Raw genomic sequence first — 14,469 nt, forward strand, 5'->3', positions numbered from 1 at the left:
TCAATCGAGCCGAATGGCTCGCTGCCTGCACGCTGCGTGGGGCGAGGGAGGAACTAGACGTGAATGCCGTGAACGGTAGCAATCGCGCCCACGCCTTCGGGCTCGACGAGGAGCAGAACGCGATCCTCGACGGTGCCGACCGCTATGCCCGCGCCGAGCTCTATCCGCTGTCGCAGCGCATGGACGATGAGGAGTGGTGGCCGGACGAGGCCTTCCGCCATATCGGCGCCAGCGGCTTCCTCGGCGCGACCATCCCCGAGCAATATGGCGGGGCGGGGCTCGACCTGCTTCAGGCCGGGCTGGTGCTTCAGGGCTTCAGCCGCTGGAACCATGCGATGGCGCTGTCGGTCGTCGCCCATGACAACCTCTGCGCCAACAACATCTACCGCAACGGCAATGAGGAGCAGCGGCGCAGGTATCTGCCCGATCTCTGCTCGGGGAAAACGCTCGGCGCACTCGGCCTGACCGAGCCGGGGGCGGGTTCCGACGCGCTCGGCTCGATGCGGACCACGGCGCGCCGCGAGGGCGACCACTACGTCCTCAACGGCAGCAAGATCTTCATCACCAACGGCCCGGTCGCCGACGTGCTCTTGGTCTACGCCAAGACCGACAAGGAGCGCGGCGCCCACGGCATCTCCGCCTTCATCGTCGAGAAGGATTTCCCCGGCTTCAAGGTGGCGCAGAAGCTGACCAAGATGGGCTATCGCGGCAGCCAGACCGGCGAGCTGCTGTTCGAGGATTGCCGCGTCCCGGCCGCCAATCTCGTCGGCGCCGAGAATCAGGGCGTCGCCATCGTGATGAGCGGGCTCGATCTCGAGCGCGCGATGATCTCGCCGCTCTGCCTCGGCATTTCCGAGCGGGCGCTCGAGCTCTCGATCGACTACGCCAAGACGCGCAAGCAATTCGGCAAGCCGATCGGCTCGTTCCAGATGGTCCAGTCGATGCTGGCCGAGATGTATGTGCTGGTCGAGACCATGCGCAGCTTCAGCTATCGCACGCTCGCCGAGGCGGCCCCGCTCGAAGTCGGCGGCGGCGGGCGCGGCGACATCCACCGCCTGACCGCGGCCTCGGTGATGTATGCGGCGCAGGCCTGCCACGATGTCCTCGACAAGGCCGTGCAGGTCCATGGCGGCGCCGGCTATATCTGGGAATCGGAGATCAACCGGCTCTTCCGCAGCACCAAGCTGCTCGAGATCGGCGCCGGCACCACCGAAGTCCGCAAGATGATCATCGCCGGCGAATTGCTGAAGGGGATGGAGCGTCATGGCTGAGGAGGCCGCCGAACCCCGCGAGCTCGGGCTGGAGGATGCCGATCTCGCCCGGCTGCCGACGGTCTATGCGGCCGACGCCTTCGCCGGGCGGACCATTCTGATCTCCGGCGGTGCCGGCGGCATCGGCCGTGCCACCGCCTGGCTGCTCGGCCGGCTTGGCGCGCAGGTGATCATCGCCGGGCGCGACGAGGGCAAGCTGGAGGCGGCAGCCGAGGCGATGCGCGCCGCCGGGCTGAAGGTGGCCGCGAAGACAGTGAACGTCCGCGACCCGACAACGATCACGGCGCTGCACGACTGGATCGCGGCGGAGTTCGGCGGCATCGACATCCTGGTCAACAGCGCCGGCGGCCAGTTCCCGCAGGCCGCGATCGACTTTTCGGTGAAGGGCTGGAACGCCGTCGTCGACACCAATCTCAACGGCACCTGGTACATGATGCAGGAGGCCGCGCGACGCTGGCGCGATGCCAAGCGGCCGGGCAGCATCGTCTCGATCGTGGTGGTGACGCGTCAGGGGCTGCACGGCGTCGCGCATACGATTGCTGCGCGCGCCGGTGTGGTCGGCCTGACCCAGGCGCTGGCGGTGGAATGGGCGCCGCTCGACATCAGGGTGAACTGCATCGCGCCGGGCGCGATCGAGACGCCGGGCTGGCGCGTCTACGATCCGCAGGTGGTCAAGGCCTATCCGCGCTCCAACCCGATGATGCGCACGGCGACGACCTGGGAGGTGGCGGAGGCCTGCGCCTATCTCTGCGGACCGGCGGCGGCCTATGTCACCGGCGAGGTGCTCAACGTCGCCGGCGGCGGACAGCTCTGGGGCGAGACCTGGACGATCCCGCGCCCCGAATTCTTCGATGGCCCCGGTAGTCGCGGTGGCGAGTAGGCGATGATCTCAGCGTGGCCGGCTGGAAGAGGACTTCGCTGGAGCGATCCCGGCCGCCGCCTCAAGCCGCGCCGTCGCGGTTTCCAGCCGGGCGACCACGCTTTCCATCGGCGAGGCCGGCTCACTGCCGAGCGCCAGGCCGTGATGGACCAGATTGGTGATCGCGTCCGCCATCTCGGCCGGGTCGAAGTCGCCTTCGCCGCGCAAGAAGGCCCAGGTGCGATGCTCGATGCAGCCGAAGACCAGGTCGCGCACCAGGTTCGGCGAGCTCTCGGGCCGCAGTTCCCCCGCGGCGATGCCCGCCTTCACCACGTCGACCAGGCGATGGGTGTAGGCGCGGTTCAGCTCGAACAGATGCGAGCCGCGATAGTCCGGCGCCGGCCGGATCTCCTGGAACATCAGGCGCGACAGCGCCGGGTCGCGATGGATCGAGGTGAGGTGGGTGTAGACGATGAAGCGGATCTGGTTCCAGCTGCCGCGCACTGCGGCGAACTGCTCGGCATCGTCGCGCAGCATCTCCTCGAACCAGTGCTCGACGACCTTGACCAGCAATTCGCGCTTGTTGGCGAAGAACCGGTAGATGCTGCCCTCGACCACGCCGGCGCGCAGCGCGATGTCGGTGATCAGTGCGTCGTTGTAGCCCTTCTCGACGAACACCTGCTTGGCCGCGGCCATGATGTCGGAGATGCGCCGCTCGGGCGGAAGCCGGTTGACCTGTCGCTTCAGGGCGCTGCGTGGTGGCATCGATGATCCTTGCTGAGGCACAGCGCGGGAGCGCTGCGGTCGCTTTCCGGCGGCAGCTACGTCCGGACGGGACAGCGGCGCTAATAAATACCATTCATCATCGTCGCATTCCGCGCAAGAGCGTGGCCGCAAGCGGCGCTTTGCGGGATGGCCGCTCGTGCGGAGTCGAGCGCGTTCTTTAGGGGAGGGGTCCTTGCCGTTGCCTGCCGCTTTCGCCGGACGCCTGCGCGTCCCCGTCATCGCCGCGCCGATGTTCCTGATCTCGGGGCCGGATCTCGTCGTTTCCTGCTGCCGCAACGGCGTCGTCGGCAGCTTTCCGGCGCTCAATCAGCGCACGACGGAAGGATTTGCTGACTGGCTCGACGAGATCGCCGGGCGGCTCGGCGATGCGGGCGATGTCGCGCCGTTCGGCGTCAATCTTGTGGTTCATCGCAGCAATCCGCGGCTGGATGCCGATTTAGCCGTCGTCATCGACCGCAAGGTGCCGCTGGTCATCACCTCGCTCGGCCTCAACCGCGATCTGATCAAGGCGGTGCAGAGCTATGGCGGTCTCGTCTTCCACGACGTGACGACGCTTGCCTTCGCGGCCAAGGCGGCCGACGCCGGTGTCGACGGGCTGATCGCCGTCTCGGCCGGAGCCGGCGGCCATGCCGGCCCGCTCAACCCCTTTGCTGCGCTGGCCGATATCCGTCGCATCTTCGATGGCGCGCTCGTGCTCGGCGGAGCGTTGAGCAATGGCGCGCAGGTCGCGGCAGCGATGATGGCAGGCGCCGACATGGCCTATCTCGGCACCCGTTTCATGGCGACGCGGGAAAGCATGGCGCCCGAAGCACTACGCGCCATGCTGCTCGACGCGTCCGCCAACGACATCGTCTACACCCCGGCGATCAGCGGCGTGCACGGCAATTTCCTCAGACCCAGCATCCTGGCGGCGGGACGCGATCCCGACGACCTCAGCAAGCCGGCGAGCTATGATTTCGGCACGGCCGAGGCCAAGGCCTGGCGCGACATCTGGGCGGCGGGGCAAGGCGTTGGCGCGATCGATGACTTGCCTGCGACTGCCGAACTCTGTCGGCGGCTGGCCGATGAATATGAGACGGCTCTGGCCGGCGCGTCGCGCCTGTCATGCCGGGCTGCTGTCGAGGCGGTCGGCTGAGCCCGGTTCATTGGTCGCTAGCCTGGGTGCGCGATGGCGCGTCGCCAGGTCGGCCGGTGCAAAAAATCACAGCTGCCAATGGCGCTGAAGCAGGGGCTCTGAAGAGTTGACAGCACAAGATGAATTGTATTCATTAGCTGCATCGAGCTGACGCTTAGACAGACAACAAACCAGCGCAGCCGGGGAGGACATCGTGGGAGAAGACGCCGTTCATCCGGCGGCGCCGCACGTGCGCCGGGTACCCGTCAATGCTGTGGCAGCGATCGCCGGCCGCAGCGTCCGGATGGCGGGCGCTTCGGATGAATGACGCTCAATACCGTTCCGTCGCGAGCGTGGCCGACGCGCCCGTCGCGCTCTCCTGTACCGGGATCGAGCGCAGCTTCGGCGGCCTGCGTGCGCTGAAGGGCGTCTCTCTCGACGTCCGCAAGGGCGAGATTCTCGGCCTCGTCGGTCCGAACGGCTCCGGCAAGACCACCATGGTCAACGTGATCACCGGCTTCTACCCGCCCAATGCCGGCAAGGTGACCCTGTTCGGCGAGGACATCACGGCGCAAAAGCCGCATCGCATCGCCGCCCGCGGCGTCGCCCGCACCTTCCAGAACCTCGCTCTGTTCAAGGGCATGAGCGTTCTCGACAACATCCTGATCGGCCGGCACACCCACATGAAGCCGAGCGCGCTCGGGGCCTTGTTCTATTGGTGGTGGGCTGAGCGCGAGGAGCTGGCGCACCGGCGCATCGTCGAAGAGACCATCGAGTTCATGCAGCTCCAGGATATCCGCGACGAGCCGGTCGAGGTCATCCCGCTCGGCCTGCAGAAACGGGTCGAGCTGGCCCGCGCCCTCGTTGCGGAGCCGCGCCTGCTGATCCTGGACGAGCCGATGGCCGGCATGAACCAGGAGGAGAAGGAATACATCGCCCGCTTCATCCTCGACGCGCAGGAGGCGCGCGGCGTCACCATCCTGATCATCGAGCACCACATGGATGTGGTCACCTCGATCTGCGACCGCGTCGTCGTGCTGAGCTATGGCGAGGTGATCTCGGAGGGCGAGCCGCAGGCGGCGATCTCGCATCCGAGCGTGGTCAGTGCCTATCTCGGCGAGCGCGCCGCCAAGCGCCATCAGGCCGGGGCCGCGACATGACGGCGCCGCTCGGCAAGATCAAGGAGGCAAGCCGCTGGCCTGTCGCCGCCAATGGCGAGCCGGCGACGCTGATCGCGGCGCTTGCTCGCAACGCTGCCGAGTTCGGCGATCGCGTCGCCTTCCGCGAGCGGCGCTACGGCATCTGGCAGGAGCAGAACTGGCGCGAGGTCTTCGAGGAGATCGCCGCCATGGCGGCGGGCCTCGAAGAGGCCGGCCTGGTCGCAGGCGCCGCGATGACCGTGATCGGCGACAATCGCCCGCGGCTCTACTACGCCATGCTCGCCGCCAACATGCTGCGCGCCTTCCCCTCGCCGGTCTTCCCTGACGTGCCGCTGGAAGAATTGATCGTCGCGACCCTGCATGGCGCACCGCCTGTCGGCGTCGCCGAGGACCAGGAGCAGGTCGACAAGCTGCTGGGGCTCAGGGCCGCGACCGGGCGCGTCGCGACCATTCTCTATGACGACGCGCGTGGGCTCGACGGCTACGATGCGCCCGGGTTGATGTCGCTCGATGCGCTGGTGGCGAAGGGCCGCGAACGGCTGGCACGCGAGCCCGGCCTGATCCGGCGCTTCGTCGACGAACCGCAGGCCGACGATATCTCGGTGCTGCTGCACTCGTCGGGCACTACCGGCCTGCCCAAGGGCATCCCGCTGCGCCATCGCAACGTCACCGGCGGACTGCTCAATGCCGGGGCGAGCGGCTATTTCCATAAGCACGAGGAACTCTACGCCTATCTGCCCACCGCCTGGGTCGGCGACTTCGTCTTCACCTTGGGCGCCGGCATGATGATGGCGGCGACGATCAACATCCCCGAGCGCCAGGAGACGGTGATGCGCGACCTGCGCGAGGTCTCGCCGACCTTCTATCTCGCAGCACCGCGCGCCTGGGACCAGATGCTGACCCGCGTCCAGGTCGGCATGAAGAACTCGACGCCGTTCAAGCGCTGGCTGTTCGAGACGACCATGGAGCGCGCGGTCGCCTATGAGCGCAAGCGCCTGTCCGGCGGCACGCTGACACTCAAGGAGAAGCTGCTCGACGCGGTCGGCAACGCTCTGGTCTATGCGCCGCTGCGCGACCATCTCGGGCTCGGCCGGGCCGAGCGGGCCTTCACCGGCGGCGAGGCGCTGGGCGAGGACACCTTCCTGTTCTTCCGGGCGCTCGGCATCAAGCTGAAACAGTTCTACGGCCAGACCGAGACCTGCGCGCTGACGGCGGCGCAGACCGAGGGGCAGGTCAAGCTCCACACGGTCGGCCGGCCGATGGAAGGCAGCGAGATCAGGATCGACGAGAGTGGCGAGATCCTGGTGCGCTCGTCCTCGGTCGTTGACGGCTACTATGACGACCCAGAGAGCAGCGCCAAGGCGCTGGTCGATGGCTGGCTGCACACCGGCGATGCCGGGCGGATCGACGAGGACGGCCAGCTCGTCGTGCTTGGCCGCGTCAGCGAAGTCGTGCGCACCGCCTCCGGCGAGCGCTACATCCCTAACTTCATCGAGAACCGGCTGAAGTTCAGCCCCTATATCCGCAATGTCGCGGTGATCGGCGCCGGGCGCGACCAGCTCACCGCGATCATCTGCATCGACTTCGACGCGGTCGGCCATTGGGCCGAGGAGCGCGGCATTTCCTACACCTCCTATGCCGAGCTTTCGCAAGGAGCCGAGGTGCAGGGGCTGATCGGCCGGGTGGTCAGGCACGTCAACGGCACGCAGCCGGACGGCCTGCGCATCCGTCGCTTCGTCAACCTGCACAAGGACTTCGACGCCGACGACGGCGAAATCACCCGCACCCGCAAGCTGCGCCGCAACACCATCGAGACGACCTACGCCTCGCTGATCGCTGCGCTCTATGGCGGGCTCGATGAGAGCGTGTTCGAGGCCATCATCACCTATGAAAACGGCGAGCACGGCATGATCCGGCGGACGCTCAAGATCAGTGAGGTCGTCGCCTGATGGACTGGATCCTGCTCGCGGAACTCTCGACCAACGGCGTCTTCGTCGGCCTGATGTACGCGCTGGTCTCGCTCGGCATCGTGCTGATCTACAAGACCTCCGGCACCGCCAATCTCGCCCAGGGCGCGATCGCCATGACCGGCGGCTACGTCACCTGGGCGCTCGCCACGCTGGTCGGGCTGCCGATCTGGCTGGCGATCCCGGCTGCGCTCGTCATCATGTTCGGCTTCGGCCTGCTGATGGAGCGCATCGCGCTGCGCCGGATGATCGGCCAGCCGGTGATCATGACGATCATGCTGACGCTCGGCGTCGAGATCATGCTGCGCGGCGTTCTTCCCGGCGTCTTCGGCGCCGCGGTCAAGCGCCTCGACATCGGCATGCCGCAGCAGCCGCTCTTCGTTGGCGAGCTCCTGCTCAACCGCTCCACGATGATCGGCGGCTCGATCTCGCTGCTGCTGATCCTGCTCTCGCTGTTCTTCTTCAATTCGCGCTTCGGCGTGGTGATGCGCGCTGTCGCCGATGACCAGACCGCCTCCTGGTCGGTCGGCATCAGGGTCGAGCGCGCGATCGCCGTCGCCTGGGGGCTTGCCGCCGTCTCCGCCACCGCCGCCGGCGTGCTCTGGGGCAGCACGCAGGGCGTCGACTGGTCGCTCTCGCTCCTGCTGATCAAGGCGCTCGCCATCGCGATCCTAGGCGGCCTCGACTCGATCCCGGGCGTGCTGATCGCCGGTGTCATCGTCGGCGTGGCCGAGAGCCTCGCCACCGGCGTGCTCGATCCGCTGGTCGGCGGCGGCTCGCGCGACGTGGTTGCCGCCGTGATCATCCTGGTGACGCTCCTGCTCAAGCCGCACGGCCTGTTCGGCCGCCACCATATCGAGAGGGTCTGACGCCGTGTTCTATCGTCGCGCCGGCATCCGCCACACGCGCTATCAGGACGAGCGCCAGCTGTTCCCGCTCGGCTTCGATCGTGGCCTGATCATTGCGGTCCTCGCCATCCTGCTCGCGGCGCCGTTCATCTTCGACCGGCTCTACGTCTCCGGCTACCTGCTGCCCTGGCTGATCTGGACCTCGGCGGCGCTCGGCCTCAACCTGCTGATGGGCTGGTCCGGCCAGATCCATCTCGGCTACGGCGCGGTGATGGGCATCGGCGCCTATGGCTCGGTGCATCTGGTGCGTCTCGGCGTACCGCTCGAGATCGCGATGATCGCCGGCGGCTTGCTCAGTGCGACCATCGGCACGATGTTTGGCGGCGCCGCCCTGCGCATGAAGGGCATCTATCTGGCCATGGCGACGCTCGCCATGCAGTACGTCGTCGACTTCGTCATCTCGCACTCGTCGGTGATCAGCGGCGGCTCGCTCGCGACGCTGCAGGTGCCGCCGGTACGCTTCCTCGGCATCCCGATGCAGGGTGAAATGCCGACCTATTATCTCGCGCTCGGCGTCTGCTTCGTCATCACGCTGTTCATGCTGAACGTCAGACGGACCAGCTTCGGCCGGGCACTGGCGGCGCTGCGCGAGAAGGACTACGCCGCGCAGATCCTCGGCATCTCGACCTTCCGCTACAAGCTCCTCGCCTTCTGGGTCTCGTCCTTCATCGGCGGCGTTGTCGGCTCGGTGCTGGCGGTGACCTATCTTCGGGCGATCTCGCCCGACCAGTTCCACATCGAGCTCTCGATCCAGATCCTGGCGATGATCATCGTCGGCGGGCTCGGCAGCGTGCTCGGGCCGTTCTTCGGCACGGCGCTGATCCTGTTTGCGCCGATCCTGCTCAATAACCTGCTCGGCTTCACGGCCGGCACGTTCGGCCTGTCGCTGCCGATCGACCTGCGCGCCCATCTGCCGCTGATGGCTTATGGCGCGCTGGTGATCGGCTTCCTGCTCTACGAGCCGCTCGGCCTCGCCAAGATCTACGCCAATTTCCGCAACTATTTGCTCGTCTGGCCGTTCCGCCATGCCCAGCGGTGACGGTGCCTCAATCAACGACAGGGCTGGAGGAAACAGGATGTCGCTCGATCGCCGTTCTTTCATCGCCGGTTCGGCTGCGCTGGCCGCGCCGCTCGCCCTGCCGGTTCAGGTCTTCGCCCAGGAGAAGATCGTCCGCTTCACGCTGCCGCAGGACTTCACCCGAATCTACACCTTCGTCACCTCGGAATATAACCAGGGGCAGCGCGACTACTTCACGCTGGTCAATGATCGCGGCGGCATCGGCGGCTACAAGATCGTCGCCGACATCACCGACCACGCCAACGACCTGCCGCGCGCCATCGAGGCCTATGAGCGTGGCAAGCGCGAAGGCGCCGTACTGATAGACCCGCTCTCGACGCCGGTGGCGCGGGCCCTGGTGCCGCGCGCGCTCGAAGACAAGATCAACATGATCACCGCCTATTCCGGCCGCAGCGACGCGGCGGACGGCAGCGCCTTCCCCTATGTGCTGCCGCTCTCGATCAACTACTGGACCCAGGCCGGCCTGATCATCGAGCAGTTCAAGAAGGTCGAGAAGGGCAGTCTCAAGGGCAAGAAGATCGTCTTCGTCCATATCGACACGCCCTTCGGCAAGGAGCCGCTGCCAATCCTCAACGTGCTCGCCAAGAAGGAAGGCTATGAGCTCACCGCCTTCCCCTATACGCCGCCGGGCAACGACCAGTCGGCGATCTGGCCGCAGGTGCGCCGCGCGCGGCCCGATTTCGTGATCTTCTGGGGCGCCGGCGTCGGCCAGACCGTGGCGCTGACCGAGGCGATCCGCAACGGCCTGCCGATGGACCGGGTCTCGGGCAGCGTCTGGCTCTCGGAATCCGACATGGACGTGGTCGGGCGCGAGGCGGCCAAGGGCGTGATGAAGGTCGAGCCCTGCGTCGGCGGACGCGAGCCCAAGGTCATCAAGGACATCCTCGCCGACGTCGTCGGCAAGGGCAAAGGCGCCGGTCCGGAGAACAAGGTCGGCACCGCCTACTACAATTACGGTGTCCAGATGGCGACGCTGATGGTCGAGGGCGTCCGCAAGGCGGCCGAGAAGGCGCCGAACGGTCCGGTCACCGGCCCATGGCTCAACGAGGGCCTGCGCTCGATCACGAACTTCACCGCCGACGGCCTGCTGCCGCCGACCACGATCACCAAGGACGACCACCAGGGCGGCGGCATGGGCCGGATCGCGCGCTGGGACGGCGCCAAGTTCGTGCCGATCACCGACTGGTTCTCCGCCAACCAGGACGTGGTCTGGGAGGAGATCCGCAAGAACTCGGAAGAGTTCAAGAAGTCCGGGAAATGATGGGGTCAGGGCGGCGCGGCCCCTCCGTGCCGCCCCTTTTCGGATCGGGCCGATGACGCTGCTGGCGCTGAACAATATCGAGATCGTCTACGATCAGGTCTTCCTCGCGGTGCGCGGCGTCTCGATCGAGGTGCCCGAGAAGGGGCTCGTCGCCGTGCTCGGCGCCAACGGCGCCGGCAAGAGCACGGTGCTGAAGTCGATCTCGGGCCTGCTCAAGCCCGAGCGCGGCGCAGTCACGCGCGGCGAGATCAGCTTCGAGGGCCGCTCCATCCTGCCGGTAGACCCGCCCGATCGCGTCCGCCTCGGCATCGTCCATGTGCTCGAAGGCCGGCGCGTCTTCGGCCATCTGACGCCGAAGGAGAACCTGATCGCGGCCGCGACCATGCATCGTGAACGCGGCCATGTCACGGCGCTGATCGACCGGATGTTCGAGACCTTCCCGCGCCTCGCCCAGCGGGCCAAGGCCGAGGCCGGCTATCTCTCCGGCGGCGAGCAGCAGATGCTGGCGATCGCGCGCGCCCTGATGACCGAGCCGCGCCTCCTGATGCTCGACGAGCCGAGTCTGGGCCTCGCGCCTTTCCTCGTCGACGAGATTTTCGACATCATCCGCAACGTCAACGAGCGCGACGGCGTCGCCGTGCTGCTGGTCGAGCAGAACGCCACCGCGGCGCTCGAGATCGCCCAATACGGCTATCTGATCGAGAACGGCCGCATCCTGATGAGCGGCGAGGCCGCGGTGCTGAGCGCCAACCCGGACGTCGCCGACGCCTATCTCGGCGGCCACCAGAAGGTCGACTATCACGCGGTCAAGCACTACCGGCGCCGCAAGCGCTGGCTCGCCTGAGAGACTGCGATGGCCAAGCATTACGACCGGCTGGAAACGCGCGCCCCCGCACGCCGCGAGGCCGATCTGTTCAGGCGGCTGCCGCAGGTGATCGCTGCGGCGAAAGCCCTGCCAGCCTGGCGCCGGCATCTGCGCGATGTCGAATCCGAGACCGTCACCGACCGGGCGGCGCTCGCCCGCCTGCCGGTGCTGCGCAAGTCGGATCTGCCGGCGAAGCAGCGCCTGAAACCGCCCTTTGGTGGGCTGCTGCCGGGCCGGCCCAGCGATTATCGCCGATTGATGATGTCGCCGGGGCCGATCTTCGAACCCGAGAGCCGTGACGACGATCCCTGGCGGGTCGCCCGCGCGCTCGCCGCGACCGGCGCGAGCTGGCGTGACATCGTGCTCAACACCTTCTCCTATCACCTGACGCCCGGCGCCTGGTGCTTCGATGCCGGCGCGCGCGTGCTCGGCAGTGCGGTAATCCCGGCCGGGCCGGGGAATAGCGACGCGCAGCTCGATTTGATCGAAGCCTACCGGCCGACGCTCTATGCCGGCGTGCCGGATTTCCTGAAGATCCTGCTTGACCTCGGCGCGGCGCGCGGGCGCGACCTCTCCTCACTGAAGCGGGCGGTGGTCTCCGGCGCGGCCTTTCCGCCTTCGCTGCAGGCCGAATTCCGCGAGCGCGGCATCGACGCCTATCAGTGCTACGCCACAGCCGAATGCGGCATCATCGCCTATGAGACGCCTGCCCGCGACGGCCTCGTCCTCAACGAGGACATCATCGTCGAGATACTGCGCCCCGGCACCGGCCAGCCGGTGGCGGAAGGCGAGGTCGGCGAGATCGCGGTGACCATACTCGACCCGAAAAAACCGCTGATCCGCTTCGCCGTCGGCGACTTGACCGCGACGCTCCCTGGGCCATCGCCTTGCGGGCGTACCAATCAGCGCATCCGCGGCTGGCTCGGCCGGGCCGACCAGTCGGCCAAGGTCAAGGGCATGTTCGTCCGCCCCGAGCAGGTCGCAGCGGTCGCTGCCCGCCATGCCGAGCTCGGCCGCTGCCGGCTGGTGGTGATGCGTGCCGGCGAGACCGATGCGATGTCCTTCAAGGCAGAGGTCGCGGGTGCAGGCGCAGGGCTGGCCGATGCGGTGAAGGCCTCCGTCCGCGAAATCTTCAAGTTGAGCGGCACGGTCGAGCTGGTGGCGGTGGGCGCTTTGCCGAACGACGGCAAGGTGATCGATGATGTCAGGGCGCTGGGCTAACGCCTTCGCGGCGACGGACGGGATGAGGACGAGACGATGAGCGATCCGGCAGGCGAAGTGGTGATCACGCAGCGGCAGGGCCCGGTCCTCACCGTGACCATGAACCGTCCCAAGGTACTCAACGTCCTCGACGAGGCGATGGCCGATGCTTTGGTCGCGGCCTTCTCCGGACTGGCCGCAGATCAAACGATCCGCGCCGTCATCCTCGCCGGGGCAGGGCGCTCCTTCATGGCGGGCGGCGATCTCGCCCGCTTCCAGGCCGATCTGCCTGGCGCGCCTCAGACCGCGACGCTGCTGATCGACCGCTTCCACACGCTGATGCGCCTGATCAAGGCGATGCCGCAGCCGGTGATCGCGGCGGTGCAGGGGCCGGTCGCGGGTGGTGGCGTGGGCTTGGCCTTCGCCTGCGATGTCGTCGTGGCTGCCGAGGGTGCGAGCTTCCTGTCGGCCTATACTAAGCTCGGAACCAGCCCCGATGGCGGCACGACCTGGACGCTGACGCAATTGCTCGGCCCGCGCCGGGCGCTGGAATTCGTGCTGCTCAACGAGGCGGTGAGCGCCGATACTGCGCTCCAGCTCGGCCTGGTCAACCGGGTGGTGCCAATTGGCGAGCTGATGGAGGCGGCACGCGCCATGGCGGAGAAGCTCGCCCGCGGCAGCATGGGCGCCCAGGGAGCAAGCAAGACGCTGGTCCAGGCTGCGACGCATGGCTCGTTCGACGCGCAGCTCGAGCTGGAGAAAAAGGCCTTCGTCGCCAATGCCGGCACCGCGGATTTCAGCGAGGGTATCAACGCCTTCTTCGCGCGGCGGCCGCCGGAGTTCTGAAACGGCGGGCTTATCGGCCCGCCGCCCCGATCGAATTTCGTCCTCAGCCGGTCTTGGCCTGGTTGAAATCCGAGATGCCGCCATGCGCCGCCGACCACTTGGCCGGCTCGTTGAGGAAGCTCTCGACCTCGTCCAGCACCTTCGGCTCGAAATGGCCACTCGCCTTGGCGACCTTGAGCACGTCCCACCAGGTGGTGAGATAGTGCAGGCCGACGCCGATCTCCTTCATCATCTCGCGCCCTTGCGGGAAGATGTCGTAGTAGAACAGCACGAAGCAGTGATCGACCTTGGCGCCGGCATCGCGCAGCGCCTTGCAGAAATTGACCTTGCTGCCGCCGTCGGTGGCGAGATCCTCGACCAGCAGGGTGCGCGCGCCTTCGACGACTTCGCCCTCGATCTGGGCATTGCGGCCGAAGCCCTTGGGCTTCTTGCGGACATACTGCATCGGCAGCGAGAGCCGGTCGGAGATCCAGGCGGCGAAGGGGATGCCCGCCGTCTCGCCACCGGCGACGATGTCGATCGATTCGTAGCCGATATCGCGCACGATCGTCGTCGCGGCGAAGTCGATCAGCGAGGAGCGCAAACGCGGGAAGGAGATGATCTTGCGGCAGTCGATATAGACCGGGCTCGCCCAGCCCGAGGTGAAGATGAAGGGCTTGTCGCTGTAGAAGTGGACCGCCTTGATCTCCAGCAGCATCTTGGCCGCTTCGAGCGCGATGGTGTCCCGGTCGACCGGCATGTAAAGATTGGGCATGGTCTGGTTCTCCAGGGCCAGCGCGCGCCATCCTTCGCCGTTTGCAGGCGTTGGCGCGGCTCTGATCAAATTCGCAAACGGCCTCTTCTCGACAGGTTGCCGGTTAAGGTCAATCCCTGCTGCGCACTGTCCCCGAAAGATCGAGGGGCCTTGCCTTGTTCCTCCTCGCGAGTCGTCCCGGGCGACCGCAGGGAGACCCGGGGCCCATTCCGGAACCTCCATCGGAAAGGCTCCGGAATGGGTCCCGGATCTCCGCTTCGCTGCGTCCGGGACGACCCGAACTTTTGTGAAAGAGGTTGTGATGATTCGCAGACGGCATGGCGTCGGAGATCGCAGCCGCTATGAAGAGTGACGCCTGTCTTTGGATTCGCGAGGCGGGCAGGCAGCACAGGGGCAGGGC

Annotated in this window: 13 protein-coding genes; 11 read left to right on the top strand and 2 right to left on the bottom strand. The window is 67.0% G+C overall.

Features of this window, described 5'->3' with window-relative positions:
- Window positions 1-59: 59 nt before the first annotated feature.
- Both ASE66_RS23120 and ASE66_RS23125 read left to right on the top strand, forming a co-directional pair.
- Window positions 60-1,271 (top strand): acyl-CoA dehydrogenase family protein, encoded by a 1,212-nt coding sequence (locus tag ASE66_RS23120; RefSeq protein ID WP_200964639.1) that lies wholly within the window; start codon window positions 60-62, stop codon window positions 1,269-1,271.
- Window positions 1,264-2,151: an SDR family oxidoreductase gene (locus ASE66_RS23125; RefSeq protein WP_057192122.1), complete on the top strand. Its 888-nt coding sequence runs from the start codon at window positions 1,264-1,266 to the stop codon at window positions 2,149-2,151. Before ASE66_RS23120 ends, ASE66_RS23125 begins: the two co-directional genes overlap by 8 nt.
- 9 nt (window positions 2,152-2,160) lie before the next feature.
- Here ASE66_RS23125 and ASE66_RS32220 read toward each other — a convergent pair whose 3' ends face one another.
- Window positions 2,161-2,895 carry a TetR/AcrR family transcriptional regulator gene (locus ASE66_RS32220; RefSeq protein ID WP_057192123.1) on the bottom strand — a complete coding sequence of 245 codons (735 nt, stop codon included), beginning with the start codon at window positions 2,893-2,895 and terminating at the stop codon, window positions 2,161-2,163.
- A 193-nt stretch (window positions 2,896-3,088) separates the two neighbouring features.
- On the opposite strand from ASE66_RS32220, the gene ASE66_RS23135 reads away from it, so the two are divergent.
- From ASE66_RS23135 to ASE66_RS23175, 9 genes are all read left to right on the top strand, one after another.
- A complete protein-coding gene (locus tag ASE66_RS23135) occupies window positions 3,089-4,051 on the top strand; it encodes an NAD(P)H-dependent flavin oxidoreductase (protein ID WP_057192124.1) in 963 nt (320 codons plus the stop codon).
- Between the two features lie 299 nt (window positions 4,052-4,350).
- Window positions 4,351-5,190 (top strand): ABC transporter ATP-binding protein, encoded by an 840-nt coding sequence (locus ASE66_RS23140; RefSeq protein WP_057192125.1) that lies wholly within the window; start codon window positions 4,351-4,353, stop codon window positions 5,188-5,190.
- Window positions 5,187-7,139: an AMP-dependent synthetase/ligase gene (locus ASE66_RS23145; protein WP_057192126.1), complete on the top strand. Its 1,953-nt coding sequence runs from the start codon at window positions 5,187-5,189 to the stop codon at window positions 7,137-7,139. Before ASE66_RS23140 ends, ASE66_RS23145 begins: the two co-directional genes overlap by 4 nt.
- On the top strand, window positions 7,139-8,026 hold the full coding sequence (locus ASE66_RS23150; protein ID WP_057192127.1) for a branched-chain amino acid ABC transporter permease: 888 nt from the start codon (window positions 7,139-7,141) through the stop codon (window positions 8,024-8,026). Before ASE66_RS23145 ends, ASE66_RS23150 begins: the two co-directional genes overlap by 1 nt.
- A 4-nt stretch (window positions 8,027-8,030) precedes the next feature.
- The gene (locus tag ASE66_RS23155) at window positions 8,031-9,104 is read left to right on the top strand and encodes a branched-chain amino acid ABC transporter permease (protein ID WP_057192128.1); all 1,074 of its coding nucleotides are present in this window, start codon (window positions 8,031-8,033) and stop codon (window positions 9,102-9,104) included.
- A gap of 37 nt (window positions 9,105-9,141) precedes the next feature.
- On the top strand, window positions 9,142-10,404 hold the full coding sequence (locus ASE66_RS23160; RefSeq protein WP_057192129.1) for an ABC transporter substrate-binding protein: 1,263 nt from the start codon (window positions 9,142-9,144) through the stop codon (window positions 10,402-10,404).
- Between the two features lie 52 nt (window positions 10,405-10,456).
- Window positions 10,457-11,248: an ABC transporter ATP-binding protein gene (locus ASE66_RS23165; RefSeq protein ID WP_057192130.1), complete on the top strand. Its 792-nt coding sequence runs from the start codon at window positions 10,457-10,459 to the stop codon at window positions 11,246-11,248.
- Window positions 11,249-11,257: 9 nt separating this feature from the next.
- A complete protein-coding gene (locus ASE66_RS23170) occupies window positions 11,258-12,490 on the top strand; it encodes a phenylacetate--CoA ligase family protein (protein WP_057192131.1) in 1,233 nt (410 codons plus the stop codon).
- Between the two features lie 36 nt (window positions 12,491-12,526).
- Entirely contained in the window at window positions 12,527-13,315 is a 789-nt protein-coding gene (locus tag ASE66_RS23175) for an enoyl-CoA hydratase/isomerase family protein (protein WP_057192132.1), read from the top strand.
- 43 nt (window positions 13,316-13,358) lie between these two features.
- Here ASE66_RS23175 and ASE66_RS23180 read toward each other — a convergent pair whose 3' ends face one another.
- Window positions 13,359-14,069, bottom strand: coding sequence for an orotate phosphoribosyltransferase (locus ASE66_RS23180; protein WP_057192133.1), 711 nt, complete (start codon window positions 14,067-14,069; stop codon window positions 13,359-13,361).
- Window positions 14,070-14,469 lie beyond the last annotated feature (400 nt).

Source organism: Allobosea sp. Root483D1, assembly GCF_001429505.1.
Classification (GTDB): domain Bacteria; phylum Pseudomonadota; class Alphaproteobacteria; order Rhizobiales; family Beijerinckiaceae; genus Allobosea.